Origin of the sequence: Pseudohongiella sp., from assembly GCF_040877505.1 — a bacterium.
Classification (GTDB): Bacteria; Pseudomonadota; Gammaproteobacteria; order Pseudomonadales; family Pseudohongiellaceae; genus Pseudohongiella.
The window spans coordinates 108,669-123,126 of record NZ_JBBDNQ010000045.1 but is presented as its reverse complement, the minus strand read 5'-3'; the positions used below and the strand labels follow the sequence as shown (position 1 = coordinate 123,126).

The 14,458-nt window shown below is 56.1% G+C and carries 15 protein-coding genes; 1 reads left to right on the top strand and 14 read right to left on the bottom strand.

The annotated features are described in order from the left end of the window. The 9 genes from bamB to iscR form a co-directional block, all read right to left on the bottom strand. Positions 1-1,137, bottom strand: a complete 1,137-nt coding sequence (bamB, locus tag WD071_RS16500) for an outer membrane protein assembly factor BamB (protein ID WP_368049501.1) — start codon at positions 1,135-1,137, stop codon at positions 1-3. A gap of 38 nt (positions 1,138-1,175) precedes the next feature. Continuing rightward, a complete protein-coding gene (locus WD071_RS16495; protein WP_368049500.1) occupies positions 1,176-1,844 on the bottom strand; it encodes a YfgM family protein in 669 nt (222 codons plus the stop codon). A 117-nt stretch (positions 1,845-1,961) separates the two neighbouring features. After that, positions 1,962-3,260: a histidine--tRNA ligase gene (hisS, locus tag WD071_RS16490; RefSeq protein ID WP_368049499.1), complete on the bottom strand. Its 1,299-nt coding sequence runs from the start codon at positions 3,258-3,260 to the stop codon at positions 1,962-1,964. 8 nt (positions 3,261-3,268) lie between these two features. Further along, positions 3,269-4,402, bottom strand: a complete 1,134-nt coding sequence (gene ispG / locus WD071_RS16485) for a flavodoxin-dependent (E)-4-hydroxy-3-methylbut-2-enyl-diphosphate synthase (protein WP_368049498.1) — start codon at positions 4,400-4,402, stop codon at positions 3,269-3,271. A 17-nt stretch (positions 4,403-4,419) separates the two neighbouring features. Further along, positions 4,420-5,313, bottom strand: coding sequence for a helix-turn-helix domain-containing protein (locus WD071_RS16480; RefSeq protein ID WP_368049497.1), 894 nt, complete (start codon positions 5,311-5,313; stop codon positions 4,420-4,422). A 9-nt stretch (positions 5,314-5,322) separates the two neighbouring features. Beyond that, positions 5,323-6,492 carry a 23S rRNA (adenine(2503)-C(2))-methyltransferase RlmN gene (gene rlmN, locus WD071_RS16475; RefSeq protein WP_368049496.1) on the bottom strand — a complete coding sequence of 390 codons (1,170 nt, stop codon included), beginning with the start codon at positions 6,490-6,492 and terminating at the stop codon, positions 5,323-5,325. A 57-nt stretch (positions 6,493-6,549) separates the two neighbouring features. Then, the gene (gene ndk, locus WD071_RS16470; RefSeq protein WP_368049495.1) at positions 6,550-6,978 is read right to left on the bottom strand and encodes a nucleoside-diphosphate kinase; all 429 of its coding nucleotides are present in this window, start codon (positions 6,976-6,978) and stop codon (positions 6,550-6,552) included. A 149-nt stretch (positions 6,979-7,127) separates the two neighbouring features. Beyond that, positions 7,128-8,294 (bottom strand): IscS subfamily cysteine desulfurase, encoded by a 1,167-nt coding sequence (locus WD071_RS16465; protein ID WP_368049494.1) that lies wholly within the window; start codon positions 8,292-8,294, stop codon positions 7,128-7,130. A 1-nt stretch (position 8,295) separates the two neighbouring features. Next, positions 8,296-8,757 (bottom strand): Fe-S cluster assembly transcriptional regulator IscR, encoded by a 462-nt coding sequence (gene iscR / locus WD071_RS16460; RefSeq protein ID WP_368049493.1) that lies wholly within the window; start codon positions 8,755-8,757, stop codon positions 8,296-8,298. A 116-nt stretch (positions 8,758-8,873) separates the two neighbouring features. Between iscR and WD071_RS16455 the strand changes: the two genes are divergently transcribed. Next, entirely contained in the window at positions 8,874-9,719 is an 846-nt protein-coding gene (locus WD071_RS16455) for a PHP domain-containing protein (RefSeq protein ID WP_368049492.1), read from the top strand. On the opposite strand, the gene WD071_RS16450 is transcribed toward WD071_RS16455, so the two are convergent. The 5 genes from WD071_RS16450 to leuA form a co-directional block, all read right to left on the bottom strand. Then, entirely contained in the window at positions 9,720-10,106 is a 387-nt protein-coding gene (locus tag WD071_RS16450) for a zf-TFIIB domain-containing protein (RefSeq protein WP_368049491.1), read from the bottom strand. It lies immediately after the preceding gene. A gap of 123 nt (positions 10,107-10,229) precedes the next feature. Then, a complete protein-coding gene (locus tag WD071_RS16445) occupies positions 10,230-11,294 on the bottom strand; it encodes a hypothetical protein (protein ID WP_368049490.1) in 1,065 nt (354 codons plus the stop codon). 17 nt (positions 11,295-11,311) lie between these two features. Further along, positions 11,312-11,965: an anti-sigma factor gene (locus WD071_RS16440; protein WP_368049489.1), complete on the bottom strand. Its 654-nt coding sequence runs from the start codon at positions 11,963-11,965 to the stop codon at positions 11,312-11,314. Further along, a complete protein-coding gene (locus WD071_RS16435) occupies positions 11,943-12,518 on the bottom strand; it encodes an RNA polymerase sigma factor (RefSeq protein ID WP_368049488.1) in 576 nt (191 codons plus the stop codon). The genes WD071_RS16440 and WD071_RS16435 overlap by 23 nt, the downstream gene beginning before the upstream one ends. Positions 12,519-12,685: 167 nt before the next feature. Next, positions 12,686-14,371, bottom strand: a complete 1,686-nt coding sequence (gene leuA, locus WD071_RS16430; protein ID WP_368049487.1) for a 2-isopropylmalate synthase — start codon at positions 14,369-14,371, stop codon at positions 12,686-12,688. Positions 14,372-14,458: the final 87 nt, after the last annotated feature.

The following is a 14,458-nucleotide window of genomic DNA, read 5'->3' as shown; positions in this document are numbered from 1 at the left end:
TCAGGGCAGGCTGTAAGCTGACAGCCGACCGCTGTTGCCGTACACATAAATGCGCCGGCCTTCAGTGACGATCGGCGCGCGAACGCCATTGCGATCCACACGCGTGCGGGCCACAAAACGACCATCGATCTGCGACAGGATATGCAGATAACCTTCAAAATCGGCCACCGCAACAAAGTTGTTGAATGTCGCCGGACCAGTCGTACGGCGCAACCTTAAAGAATCATTTTCCCATACAGTGCGTTCGGTGTTGTTTTGTACGGCATACACATGGCTGAAGTTGTCGACCCAGTATATGTTGCCCAGACCCAGTGCCAGGTTGTGGTAGGTTGAACCCGGCAGTCCCCAGACAATACGACCACTTTGCACATCCAGCCCCATCAGGTTGCCCTGATAGCTGCCCATGTAAACCACATTGCCATCGATAATGGGATCACCATCGATGTCGATAATCCGCTCGATGTCATACCGGCCCTGTGGTACTGCGATACGCTCTTCCCAGACCAGGGCACCGCTACCGACATCAACACCCGACACCATACCGCTGCTGAATCCGGCAATGACAAGGTTACCCGAGATCACCGGTTTGCTGTTGCCGCGCAGGGACAACGCAGGCACTGTGGTTTGATACACCCAGCGTTGCCGACCATCGACCGGGTCCAGCGCAATCAGCCGACCATCGATGGTCTGCACTGCCACCACACGGCCGTCGCTGGCCGGTGCTGCCAATACTTCGCTACTGACACTGGTTTCCCACAACAGGTCGCCACTGCTTTGCTCCAGCGCAAAAACCCTGGCATCCCGCGTGCCCAGCAATACCATGTTGCCGCCGACACCAACGCCGCCGGTAATGGTTTCGCCGGTACGCTCGCGCCACAATACCTCGCCCGTGTTTTTGTCGATGGCATTGACCTCGCCATTTTCCGACGCGGCAAATATCGTGTCGCCGGCAATAATGGGTTGCAGACGATTGTAGCGCCGACCCTGTCCGTCTCCGACATTAACAGTCCAATTGCGGACGAGTGAAAACTCTTCGTCAAAATCGACCAGTTCGGCCGGTTGCTCAGTCTCGTCACTGGAAAAAATACTGCAGGCGCCCAGCGAAACAGCAATGGCAAGCGAAACAATCGTTTTCATTACATACGTCATAAGTACATGCTCGGCGACTTGCGCGGTCAGAGGCTGCCTTGCAGCTCAGTGAGTTTCATTTGCAGAATCGGGTTTCCGGCGGCGGCGGCCTGCGCAGACTCATAAGCGGCCAGCGCCTGCTCACGCTGCCCTTGTGCCAGGTAAATATCACCGCGCAGTTCATCGAACTCCGCACTCAGTGCTGACGGCTCAACGCCACTGATGACACTCATGGCCCGGTCGGGTTCGCCATTGGCCAGCAGAACACGACCCAGACGCAATTGCGCCAGCATGACCAGTGTCGCGTCAGTGCTGCCAAACAACCCGCTTTGAGTATTGTCCAGAAGCCATTGAAGCTCCTGTTCTGCTGTTGCCAGATCGTCAGCTTCTGCCGCCAGACGGGCACCAAACAGCGCGCCATACAGCGCGTAGACACTGTCAGCGTGGTCAGTTTTCAGCCGTGCCACCAGTGCCTGTGCCGATTCACGGTCTGCTTCCGGGACCATTTCACCAGGCGGTGTCACCATCAATTGCGACAACTGATCGTAGACTGCAGAAGCCTCGGCTGCAGAACGCGTCTGACTGGCCTGCCATGCCTGCCAGCCGAAATAGACCAGTGCCACGGCGACAATACCCATTGCCAGAGAGCGGCCGCTTTCACGCCACCAGCGTTTAATTGACTCTAAACTTTCTTCTTCTTCCGTACTTAAAGCCACAAACAGCTCCTGTCTGAAATTACCGATCATTATTGATTCTGCGTCAACGCAGCTATCGCCATTTTGTCTGATTCACAGCAGGCAGGCATCGTGTCGCACTGCCCGATCCGTGTCAAGTCAGGCCGGAGCCGACGTCTGAGCCAACGCCTTGAGCAGCGCCGCGTCAAGATTTTGCAGCGTGACTGCCTCGCTGCTGCCCTCCTCATCCAGCTGACGCACACGCACAGTCTGCTCCCCGGTGTCCGGTGGCGTATCCACGATCACCGCCACCCGGGCCCCGCTATTATATGCTTTCTTGAGCTGGCTGTTGAACTTGCCGCCGCCGCAATGGCTCATCAGGCGCACGTCAGGCAATCTGGCCCGCAGCTCCTCGGCCAGTTTCAGGACCTGGTCAGCGACAGCAGCATCGGAAGCCAGCAGGTACACATCCAGCACCTGATTGACGGAATCAGGCACCTGCCCGATCGTTTCCAGCAACAACACCAATCGCTCCATGCCAAACGCCAGGCCAACGGCGGGGGTACCGCGACCGCCCAACTGCGACACCAGCGAATCATAACGGCCACCGGCGCAGACAGTCCCCTGCGCACCCAGTTCATCCGTTATCCACTCGAATACCATATTGTTGTAGTAATCCAGCCCTCTGACCAGACGTGGATTTTCAACAAAATCGACATCATTGGCACGCAGCAGCTTTTTCAGTTGATCGTAATGCGCCACCGTCTCCGGGCTGACATACTCGACCAGGGAGGGCGCATTGACCAGCAGTGCCTGCGTCGCTGGCACCTTACTGTCCAGCACCCGCAGCGGGTTGCTGAGCAAGCGCCGCTGGCTGTCTTCATCCAGATCAGCTTCATGCTGTTGCAGGAACGCTGTCAACGCGGCGCCAAATGCACGTCGATCCGCTGCCGTGCCTATATTGTTGATTTCCAGGCGCACATTTTTGCTCAAGCCCAGTTCACGCCATAACGCGACCGAAATCAGGATAATTTCCGCATCAATATCGGGACCGGCCATGCCAAAGCTCTCGATACCGACCTGATGAAATTGTCGATAACGCCCTTTTTGCGGGCGTTCATGGCGAAACATGGGGCCGCGATACCATAACCGTTGCTGCTGGTTGTACAGCAGACCGTGTTGCTCGGCCGCACGCACACAACCCGCAGTGCCTTCCGGGCGCAGGCTCAACTCATCGCCATTGCGGTCGGCAAAGCTGTACATTTCTTTTTCAACAATATCAGTGACTTCACCGATAGAGCGCTTAAACAGCTGCGACTGTTCCAGCACCGGAAAACGAATCTCGCGATAGCCGTAGGACTGCACCAGTGCTTGTGTTACCTGTTCAACGTACTGCCAGGTGGGAGTTTCCGTCGGCAGAATATCGTTCATGCCGCGGATAGCCTGTATCTTGCTCATAAAATATCTCAGTCCTTTCCCCGTGCAATGATGCCACTCGGGGCCTGCTCGGCTTCCAGCTTCAGTTTCTCGGCCACGCGCGAACGCACCATCGCTTCCAGTTCGTCTACCAGGCGTGCATTGTCGATCTTGTGGTGTGGTTTGCCATTGATGTAGGCCAGATTGTTCGGGGTAGCGCCGGTCAAACCAATTTCTGCCACTTTGGCTTCGCCGGGTCCGTTAACGATGCAGCCAATGACAGCGACATCAACCGGTGTAATGACATCTTCCAGACGCGCTTCCAGTTCGTTGACAACAGAGATGACATCAAAGTTCTGCCGCGAGCAACTCGGGCAGGCCACCAGGTTGACGCCTTTGCTGCGCAGCCCAAGGCTTTTCAGGATATCAAATCCAACACGTATCTCTTCCACCGGGTCGGCGGCCAGCGAAATCCGTATGGTGTCGCCAATACCATCCATCAACAGGGCGCCCAGACCAACCGCAGACTTGACTGTCCCTGAGCGCAGGCCGCCTGCTTCGGTAATGCCCAGGTGCAAGGGTTGATCAATTTGCCCCGCCAATGCCCGGTAGGCTTTCAGCGTCATGAAGATCTCGGACGCTTTTAAGCTGATTTTAAAATCCTGGAAATCGAGTTTGTCCAGAATATCGATCTGCGTCAGCGCAGATTCGACCATCGCTTCCGCGCAAGGCTCGGGATACTTGCGCAACAATACTTTGCCCAGGGAACCGGCGTTGACACCTATGCGCAAAGGGATACCTTTGTCGCGAGCCGCATCGATAACCGCGCGAATACGTTTTTCACTGCCGATGTTACCCGGGTTGATGCGCAGACAGTCAACGCCATACTCGGCAACCTTCAGGGCTATCTTGTAATCAAAATGAATATCGGCCACCAGCGGCAGGCTGACGCGCTGTCGGATTGCCCTGAACGCTTCGGCAGCGTCCATGGATGGCACCGATACCCTGACGATATCGGCACCGGCATCAGCCAGTCGCTGAATTTGCGCAACGGTTGCCTCGACATCGCAGGTTTCGGTATTGGTCATGCTCTGCACCGAAATCGGGGCACCGCCGCCGACAGCGACATTGCCCACCATGATGCGGCGCGATTTGCGGCGGGTAATTGGAGATGATGTCAGCATAGTGAACTCACAACTACTTACAGACCGATATTCAGCCGCACCGAACCATCCAGCTTGATATTGCGGCTGAAGTCGATCTGGCGACCGTTAAAATTCAATGTCACACCTGGCGCGTTATCCAGAGCGATGGAGAACGGTGCTGTGCCGGCAATCGTCAATTGCTCGCCAGCCAGGTGCATTTCATGGTGCGATTCATCACCACCGCGGTGCTCAATTTCAACACCACTGTCTTCTGCAAAACTCAATTGTAAACGATCATCTCCCGGCCAGGACACCAGCGCGCCATCGGCCCGATCATCGAAACCAGCCGACAATTCGGCTGAATTCGCGTCAGCACTGGCAAACGTCCCGGCACTGCCTTCTTCTGCGGGTGCCACATCAAACACAGGTATGGTGTCGATAGTGCCAGCGGGCTCGGCAATTCCCTGCTCTGCTTCCGTAACGGGCGTATCCGGGCCGTCACCCGTACTCAGCAACCACAACACTAGTGCAACAACAACAAAGGCAATGCCGGAAACAATGATCCACGGCCGATTTTTATCCATGCGCCGACGGGCATGGCGTTTTATGGCCTCCTCCTTCCGCGCCAGTTTATGGGTGGTGAATTCCCGATAGATGTCCAGCATCTGCTCGGGATCCAGCCCCAGAAGTCTTGCATAGGAGCGAATGTAACCTTTGACAAAAACATCACCCGGCAGTTTGTCGTAACTGTCGGATTCCAGCGCGCGCACATAGTGCATGGTCAGGTTCAACTCATCTGCCACATGCTGCAATGACAGCTCCAGGGTTTCACGCTGTGCCAATAACAAGCTGCCGGGTCTTGTGCGTGCGCTGTCGACTACAGTCTCCGGTTCAACTGTCGATTGCTCAGCGATATTCTCTTCACCCGTACTGTTGTTGTCATTGCTCATAAACGTTCTCTAGGACCCGGTCTGGCGGGCGATGATGTCACTGCTTTCGACCGCTGCCCGGCGATAACGTTCACTGCGCCGGGTCTGATCTGCGACCTCACCAATCAACTGTCCACACGCAGCGCCAATATCGTCGCCCCGCGTGGTGCGTACCGTCACCGTGTATCCGGCTTCCAGCAAAATCTGCCGGAAATTGGACACCGACGAATTGCTCGGGCGGCGGTAGTCAGACTGCGTAAACGGATTAAACGGAATCAGATTAATTTTGCACGGAAAGTCCTGCAGCAATACCGCCAGCTCGCGGGCATGCTGTCGGTGATCATTGACACCGGCGATCAGCGTGTACTCTATGATCGGAACGCGCTTGTCGGGCAGGCTCGCCATGTAGTCAGACACACTGTTGAGTAACATCTTAATCGGATATTTGCGGTTCACCGGCACAATCTGATTACGCAGCTCATCATTCGGTGCATGCAGGGAAATAGCCAGTGACGCATCGGTATAGTCTTTCAGACGATTGATGGCCGGCACGACACCTGCCGTGCTAATGGTGACCCGGCGCTTGGACAGACCATAGGCATTGTCTTCCATCATCAGGCTCAGGCCATCCATAACATTGTCAAAATTCAGCAGTGGTTCACCCATGCCCATCATGACAATATTGCTGACCATTCGGTTCATCTTACCTTCACCACGTTTTGCGCTGGCAAACCCACCCAGACGATGATTGGCCCACCACAACTGGCCGATGATCTCCGCTGTAGTCAGGTTGCTGTTAAAACCCTGTTTGCCGGTTGCGCAAAAACTGCAGTCCAGAATACATCCTGCCTGCGAGGAAATACACAAGGTACCGCGGGTAGCCTCGGGAATAAACACCGTTTCCACCCGACTGCCGCTGGCTACTTCAACAATCCATTTGTAACAACCATCGCTGGCGAGGTGTTCTTCAATGATTTTCGGCAACCTGACCTCAGCGTCCGCCTGCAGCTTGTCGCGCAGGCTCTTGCTGACATCGGTCATGGCGGCAAAATCGGTCACCCCGCGTTGATGAATCCACTTCATAACCTGCACGGCGCGGAACGGTTTTTCATCCATAGACTGAAAATAAGCCTGCAATTTTGGCAGACTCATGCCCAGTAAATTGATTTTCTCAACCGGCTCGTTAATGTCGTGGCTCATATCGTCACTCCTGGTCGACCCCGGTCAGTTGACCGGGGTCATGCCCTGGCGCTGCACTCAGCCGCGCGGACAGATTTCTTCAGCTTTGAAGAAGTAATCAATTTCACGCGCAGCTGATTGCGCGGAATCAGAGCCGTGCACGGCATTGGCGTCAATAGAGACCGCAAAATCAGCACGAATCGTGCCTGCTGCAGCATCAGCGGGATTGGTAGCACCCATGAGATCACGATTCTTTGTTACCGCGCCCTCACCTTCCAGCACCTGCACCATCACCGGGCCCGATGTCATGAACGCGATCAGGTCTTTAAAGAAACCACGTTCTTTGTGCTCAGCGTAGAAACCACCGGCTGATTCGTCAGTCAGTTGAACCATCTTGGCAGCAACAACGCTAAGACCGGCCTTCTCGAATCGGGAGTAGATCTCACCGATCACATTTTTGCCGACCGCATCTGGTTTGATAATTGATAAAGTTCGTTCATTAGCCATTGTTTAGCTCCACAACCTGTTACTGGTGTAAAAGGCGCGCATTATACTGGCTTATGGGCAGGTAATTCTACAGCAGTGCACCGGAACAATGCGCGATGACGGCGCAATTGCCGCAATTAACCTTCGATATCGGGCACGTTAAGGTCTTTTCACGCTTGAGCCCGATCTGGCTGCCGCAGGCGCCCCAGGGTCCGGCTCAGACTATCCAGCGCGATATCGATGTCCTGTTCGGTGCTGAACCGACCAAAAGACACACGCAGGGCGCTTTGCGCCATGTCATCAGACACACCCATGGCTTTGAGCACGTACGACGGCTCCATCGTCGCCGACATGCAGGCAGAGCCTGAGGAAACAGCAATCTGCCGTAGTGCCAGCAACAAGGATTCGCCGTCGACACCGGCAAAACCCAGATTGACAATGCCCGGCACCCCACCGTCCGTCTGTCCGTGTAACTGCCAGCCTGGCAGGTCCGCCAGCCCGTTGAACAGCCGTTTTCGCAGTTTCAGCAGTCGCTGGTATTCATCCGGCAAACGTTCTTTGGCCAGCCGGAACGCCTGCCCCATACCCACCAGTTGGTGTGTAGGCAGTGTTCCCGAGCGCATGCCGCGCTCATGACCGCCGCCATGAATCTGAGCCGCGAGACCTGCGCGCGGATCACGCCGCACAAACAGGGCACCGGCGCCTTTGGGCCCATAGACCTTGTGAGCCGACAAAGACATCAGATCAACAGGCAGATCGGCCAGATTGATGGGCAGCTTGCCCGCACCCTGCGCGGCATCCACATGGAAAAGAACGCCGTGCTCGCGGGTTACTGCACCGATTGCAGCCAGGTCATTGACGCTGCCGGTTTCGTTATTGACGTGCATCAGGGTGACCAGAATCGTCTCCGGGCGAATGGCCGCTGCTACCTGCGCAGGGTCAATAACACCGCTGGCATCGGGGTCCAGGTAGCTCACCTCGAATCCGTGCTGTTCCAGATAGTGACAGCTGTCCAGCACCGCTTTATGTTCAACGCGGGAACTGATGATGTGACGGCCACGGGCAGCATGAAACTGCGCAACACCTTTGATGGCCAGGTTGTCTGCCTCGGTAGCACCGGAGGTCCAGACAATTTCGCGCGGATCACAGTTGATCAGGTCAGCCACGTCGCGCCGGGCATTTTCCACCAGCTCTTCGGCCTGCCAGCCAAACAGGTGTGAGCGCGAAGCCGGGTTGCCGAACTGGCCATCCAGCGTCAGGCAGCGCGCCATGGCTTCGGCAACGAGCGGGTCAACCGGCGTGGTGGCGGCGTAATCAAGATAGACCGGTAATTGCATGCTACCCTCCCCGGACAACCAGTTCGCGTCGCTCGTCCTGGCTGTGCGCCACTGACTGTACCTCATGACGCTGCATCAGGTCGGCAAGCGAGATGCCCCGCAGAAAATCGTTAATCTGGGCACTCAGGTCTTCCCACAGATGATGAGTCAGGCAGATCTCTCCCTGCTGGCAATTGCCCTGCCCCTGACACCTGGTGGCATCAACAGACTCGTCAACAGCATCGATGATATCAACAATGGCGATAGCCCCGGTACCACGACCAAGCCGGTAACCACCGCCCGGCCCACGCACGCTTTGCACCAGACCATGCCGACGCAGGCGCGCGAACAGCTGCTCCAGGTATGACAGTGATATGTCTTGGCGCAGCGAAATATCAGACAGCGTCACCGGCTCCGGATCACCATGTATGGCCAGATCCAGCATAGCGGTGACGGCGTAGCGGCCTTTGGTTGTCAAACGCATGAATTATCTGCCAGTAAAAAAAGTACCGGGGATTATGGAATACCACAGTATTTTAATCAACTATTACCCCGCCTGCCCCGCCCTATAAAGCGGCGCCGCATGTTAGACTGCACACCATGATAGATCTTCATTCCCATACCTGGTTTTCCGACGGCCTGCTAAGCCCGCAAGACCTTATAAAACGCGCCTCAGAGCTGGGCATCAACCATCTTGCCATTACTGACCATGACAGCGTGGCAGCGCATGCTGCCGTGTCGGCGGCAGATATTCCGGCTGGTATGAGGCTCATACCCGGTGTCGAGATCTCAACCTTGTGGGACAACCGGGAAATACACATTGTCGGACTGTTCATCGATACCGCCGATCCGGCCCTGATCTCCTTGTTGCAGAGCCAGCAGGCGAAACGCCGCGAACGGGCCCTGGATATCGGAATGAAACTGGAAAAAGCCGGCATATCAGGGCTGAAAGATTATCTTGCAGAACAGCCATGCGAGGCTGTCAGCCGTAACCATATTGCTGATTTCCTGATCGCTCGCGGGCATGCCAGCGGCAAACAGCAGGCATTCAGCAAACACCTGGGCAAACGCGGCCGGTATCACAGCAATGCGCACTGGTGCAGCATCAGCGACGCTGTGGCAGCCATCAACTCGGCCAACGGCATTGCCGTGGTAGCGCATCCGGATCGTTACAAATTGAACAGGATAAAACTGCGGCGATTGCTGACCGAGTTCACCGAGGCTGGCGGGGCGGCGCTGGAAGTAAGCTACTCCAACCTGCACCCGGACAAAATGAAAAACCTGGCGGATTTATGCTGCGAGCTCAATATGTGGGCATCGATTGGTTCAGATTTTCACACACCCCATACCACCTGGATGGATCTGGGCAGGGTTCGTAAACTGCCTGCCCACTGTGAAGACCGGGCGCTCTGGTTGCACCCGCGCTGGACGAACACCGTTGAGTGATTAACGGCGTTTCATGGCCGCAACCAGGCCTTTAAAGATATCCATCAGGGTTTCATGCTTATAGTCGGTGAACTCACCGGCATCCATGAACATGCCGTGCTCCGGGCAGGCCTCATATTCAAGGTGCGGCTGACGCGAATCGTTTACCTTGAGCATGGTATTGTTGCAGCGTGGGCACTGAATATCGCGAACACGGTTGTACGTTTTGCCGATGCGCGGGTCTCCGCTGTCAAGGAAATCCGACATCCAGGACCCCTTGAGCTGCTCCGCTTCGCCATTGTCAAACCAGAGCCCGTGACAGCTGCCACATTGATCAATGACAACAGAGCCATGCAGCGTTTCAACTGACCGCTCTATCATTTTGGCGTTACATTTGGGGCAATCCATCCTGTTCTCCTTACGGCGCCGCTGCATTTCTGTGCGAAGCTCATGAGCTTTTTTGTTTTAACCTGCCTCCCGCAGACGCATTCTATAAGATAAACAGCAGCCTTGACATACCCCGCATCCAAATCAGAAGTCATAGCTGACAGCGCGGCTGCGCATGTCTTCAGGGCCCAGGTCTCCGCGCTGACAGGCAAGCAGGTCAGCCTTGCCAAGCACATGTATCCGGTCGGGACGGTGCCCCTCCCCCAAATGGCTACCCAGGCCAGTCAACATCAACGTCAACCGCTCATCGTCTGGCAACACCCGCAACCCGGAGGCGTAGTCACACAGGACAGCAAAAATCCTTGATTCCAGCTCTGTCACGTCCTGTTGCCATAGGGCCAGCTGTTCCGCCTCCAATGCTGCATTGCGCGTCTGCAGCGCCTGCGCCTGCTCTGCTATCTGCGCACGCAGGGCGGCGACCTGCACCTCCAGCTGCTCCCTCGCCTGCTGCCAGCGCTGCTGAATTTCCTCGCTTGGCAGCGCGTCCGCCTGCATGGCGCGATCGCGAATCTCCTGGCGCAAAGCCTCGGTCTCGCGCAGGCGCTGAGCAAGCTGCTCGCGCAAATCCTGAAGCTGCTGATTCATTCGCTCCATGCCCTCCGGGTCCATTTCGCCCAGATTGCGCAGGTTGTGTGCTGATGCAGCGGCCGATGCCAGCGCCTGCTCGACCGCCGGCATATCAAGCAGCGCCGACAACTGTTGCATCTGCTCCTGATAAAACGTCGCTATTTCATCACTGCGCAATGACAGTGCCATGCTGTCGCGCATCGCTTCAAAATCCGGTCGCGACACCACGCCACCGGTCATCAGGCTACCCAGTTGTGAAGACAGATCTTCCAGCGCGCTGTTCAGGGACTGCATGCTGGCTGAGCCGCGATAGCGCTGCAGCGGTGATATCAACTCCAGCACAATACCCTGCCCGGCCAGATAGTGTCCTTGTACATCTCCGGTGCGTGGACTGAACAGACCGCGCCGCTCATTAAAGCCCAGACTCTCGCGCAAGACGCCACTGAACACGTCAATGCTGCGACGCATCTCTGCAAGCTGTTCGGTGCTCAGGTTTTGCGCGCTTGTGGGTAGCGCAGGCAATACCAGAGCGGCAGCCAGCACGACGACATGCTGCCACGTGCGATAACGATGCTTGTTCATAGTGAGTCCTCGAAAAATTAGGGCTGTTCATTCTGATATTGCACAAAACTGGCCAGTTGCTGCACCGAATTGACAGTCTGATAGTCTCTGTCCAGCATTTGCTGAAAACCGGCTTCCATGCGCCGTATATCGAGTTCACGCTGCTGCTCGAACCAGTCGGCCAATTGATACAGGTTGTCTGCCGTACTATCACCAAATTCCTGCAACGCTGTTTGCAATAGCGCCTGATTCTGCTGTCGCTGTATCCTGGCCTGTTCTGCCAGGTAAACATCCAGTTGCGCCAGCTGACGTTCGGCAGCCGAATTGCCAAAACTGAGTTGCCAACCCTGTTCGGAAACATCCAGCCGGGTCTGTGTCAAAACCGCCACCGACAATATCAGCGATGCCGCCAGCGGGATCCAACGCCCGACATCGCGCCAGGCAGCGCGGGACGGGCGCTTACGCAAAGGCTGGCGATGGTTGTGCAGCGCAGGTCCATGGCCGCGATCCCAATCCGGTACTGACTGCTGCTGCCATGACAACAGCATGCCACGGGCCGGTTCCAGCAAAGCAATCTCGGCGCGGCAGTGCTGGCAGTCAGACAAGTGCTGCTGCAATGCCTGGCGGGCCTGCGGTGACAGTTGCTGATCAAAGTAGTCAGCGACAATCTCAGGGGTCTGGTGACAACTCATGGTGTCCCTCCATCAAGGCTCTGAGCTTCCTGAGAGCCGCATAAAAACGGGTTTTCGCAGTATTGGCAGAGATATCCTGCATCATCGCGATTTCATCAAATGTCATGGACTGGAACACTTTCAGTTCCAGTATCAGGCGCTGTTCCGATGTCAGTGCCTGCAGCAAGGCCTGTATCACGGCATTTTTCTCACCTGCCAGCGCCAGTTCCTGAGGGCCCTCGGCGGTGCGGTGAGCGTCCGGCCAGGCATCGGGATCATCGGGCAACCCCTGATCTTTGACCGGACTGGCGCTGCGACGACGCGCCAGATCCACCGCTTTATTATGCGCAATACGGAACAGCCAGCTGACAAACTGCGATTCGCCGCGGAAGCGCTCCAGATTGCGGTATACACCCAGAAACACATCCTGCATCAGGTCCTGGGCATCGTCACGATTACCGGTCAGGCGCAGGCTGTAGTTATAGACGCGACCTTCATAGCGGCGCACAAGTGCCTCCCAGGCCGGCAGAGATCCATTCAATGCGTTCGCTATCAATTCGCTGTCGTGGTCCATGGTGTTTATAGTTATGTCGCAGCTGCAGGCAAAAAAGTTTGTCTGCAGAGTTTGCCTGCGATCAATCAGAAAAGGAATCGGGGACACTGCCGGGCCGGCAGAAAGAAAACATCAAGCCGGGTACAGCCCGGTCGAAGGCTGCACCCGAGAGGCATCGGATGACGGAATCAGGCGGCGTTGCGCTGCCTGGATTCCTCGATCAATTGACTGGCGGCGCGGAGCAAGGCGTTCAGGGATGAACTCACAATGTCCCGGCTGATGGCAACGCCAGTATAGCGCTGCAGGCCATTTTTCAACTGAATATAGGTGACGGCTTCGGCATCCGCGCCCTGGCCCAGAGCGTGCTCACCGTATTCCATGATCTCAAAATCAATGTCGGTGGCTTCTTTGATGGCTTCAACAAAGGCATCCATGACACCATCGCCCTCACCTTTAATCTCAAGTGTCTGCTCGAAACACTGCAGAACAGCCTGAAAGGTCTCCCGCTCGCCGGACTTGGCGAAATTAAAGCTGTCCAGATTCACCGACTGCTGATCATTCAGGTAGGTGGCTTTGAACAGGCCCCAGATCTTGTCTGCGGCAATTTCCTGACCGGTCGTTTCAGCTTCCTTCTGGATCACCCGGCTGAAGTCAATCTGCAGCCAACGAGGCAGGTTGAAACCAAATTTGCTCTGCAGTACGTAGGCCACGCCGCCTTTGCCAGACTGACTGTTAACCCGAATCACATCCTGATAGGTACGCCCCAGGTCGCGCGGATCAATAGGCAGATAAGCGATCTCCCAGGTACTGCCTTCCTGGTAAATGTCCAGGCACTTTTTAATCGCGTCCTGGTGGCTGCCGGAGAATGCAGTGAATACCAGGTCGCCCGAATAGGGCTGGCGCGGATGCACGTCAATCTGGGTACAGGCCTTGACCACAGTGACAATCTTGTCCATGTCACTGAAGTCCAGCTGCGGGTCGATGCCCTGGCTGTACATGTTCATCGCCATGACCACGATGTCCATGTTACCGGTGCGCTCACCGTTGCCCAGCATGGTGCCTTCAACCCGGTCGGCGCCAGCCATCACTGCCAATTCGGCGGCGGCCACGGCGCAGCCACGATCATTATGGGTGTGCAGACTGACCACCACTGCATCGCGCCGATCTACGTTGCGGCAAAAGTACTCGACCTGATCGGCAAACACATTGGGTGTGGACATCTCCACGGTAGCCGGCAGGTTGATGATGATTTTTTTCTCGGGCGTGGGTTGCCAGACATCAATGACGGCGTTACACACGTCAACGGCGAAATCGACTTCGGTGCCGGTAAAGCTTTCAGGCGAGTATTGAAAGTGCCAGTCCGTTTCCGGTGCTTTTTCGGCATGCTCTTTAACCACGCGCGCACCGGCGACAGCGATATCGATAATGCCCTGCTTGTCCGTCCTGAACACTTTCTCCCGCTGCACAACCGAGGTGGAGTTATACACATGGACAATCGCACGCCTGGCACCTTTGAGAGACTCATAAGTGCGGGCGATCAATTCTGGGCGGGCCTGAGTCAGCACCTGAATGGTGACATCATCGGGAATCCGGTCTTCTTCAATCAGGTAACGGACAAAATCGAAATCGGGTTGCGACGCGGCGGGAAAACCAACTTCGATCTCCTTGAATCCGACCTCCAGCAGCAGGTCAAACATCTGTTTCTTCTGGCTGACAGACATGGGCTCAATCAGGGCCTGATTACCATCTCGCAGATCAACACTGCACCAGCGCGGCGCGACCCGGATCACCTGATCCGGCCAGGTGCGATCGGTCAACGCTACCGGTGCAAACGGCACGTATTTTTGATGGTTGAAGCGATTGTGCTCAGACATTCTGTCATCCTCTGTCGTTAAACTGCTGTCAGCGGTATCTCTGTAGTATCAATGCCGGGCTGTTTCAATGCCGGGCTGTTTCAATGC

Excerpts from the sequence above, each read along its gene's own strand:
- bamB (WP_368049501.1), bottom strand. The coding sequence starts at position 1,137 with ATGAAAACGATTGTTTCGCTTGCCATTGCTGTTTCGCTGGGCGCCTGC.
- hisS (WP_368049499.1), bottom strand. The coding sequence starts at position 3,260 with ATGAGCAAGATACAGGCTATCCGCGGCATGAACGATATTCTGCCGACG.
- ispG (WP_368049498.1), bottom strand. The coding sequence starts at position 4,402 with ATGCTGACATCATCTCCAATTACCCGCCGCAAATCGCGCCGCATCATG.
- WD071_RS16480 (WP_368049497.1), bottom strand. The coding sequence starts at position 5,313 with ATGAGCAATGACAACAACAGTACGGGTGAAGAGAATATCGCTGAGCAA.
- rlmN (WP_368049496.1), bottom strand. The coding sequence starts at position 6,492 with ATGAGCCACGACATTAACGAGCCGGTTGAGAAAATCAATTTACTGGGC.
- ndk (WP_368049495.1), bottom strand. The coding sequence starts at position 6,978 with ATGGCTAATGAACGAACTTTATCAATTATCAAACCAGATGCGGTCGGC.
- WD071_RS16465 (WP_368049494.1), bottom strand. The coding sequence starts at position 8,294 with ATGCAATTACCGGTCTATCTTGATTACGCCGCCACCACGCCGGTTGAC.
- iscR (WP_368049493.1), bottom strand. The coding sequence starts at position 8,757 with ATGCGTTTGACAACCAAAGGCCGCTACGCCGTCACCGCTATGCTGGAT.
- WD071_RS16455 (WP_368049492.1), top strand. The coding sequence starts at position 8,874 with ATGATAGATCTTCATTCCCATACCTGGTTTTCCGACGGCCTGCTAAGC.
- WD071_RS16450 (WP_368049491.1), bottom strand. The coding sequence starts at position 10,106 with ATGGATTGCCCCAAATGTAACGCCAAAATGATAGAGCGGTCAGTTGAA.
- WD071_RS16445 (WP_368049490.1), bottom strand. The coding sequence starts at position 11,294 with ATGAACAAGCATCGTTATCGCACGTGGCAGCATGTCGTCGTGCTGGCT.
- WD071_RS16440 (WP_368049489.1), bottom strand. The coding sequence starts at position 11,965 with ATGAGTTGTCACCAGACCCCTGAGATTGTCGCTGACTACTTTGATCAG.
- WD071_RS16435 (WP_368049488.1), bottom strand. The coding sequence starts at position 12,518 with ATGGACCACGACAGCGAATTGATAGCGAACGCATTGAATGGATCTCTG.
- leuA (WP_368049487.1), bottom strand. The coding sequence starts at position 14,371 with ATGTCTGAGCACAATCGCTTCAACCATCAAAAATACGTGCCGTTTGCA.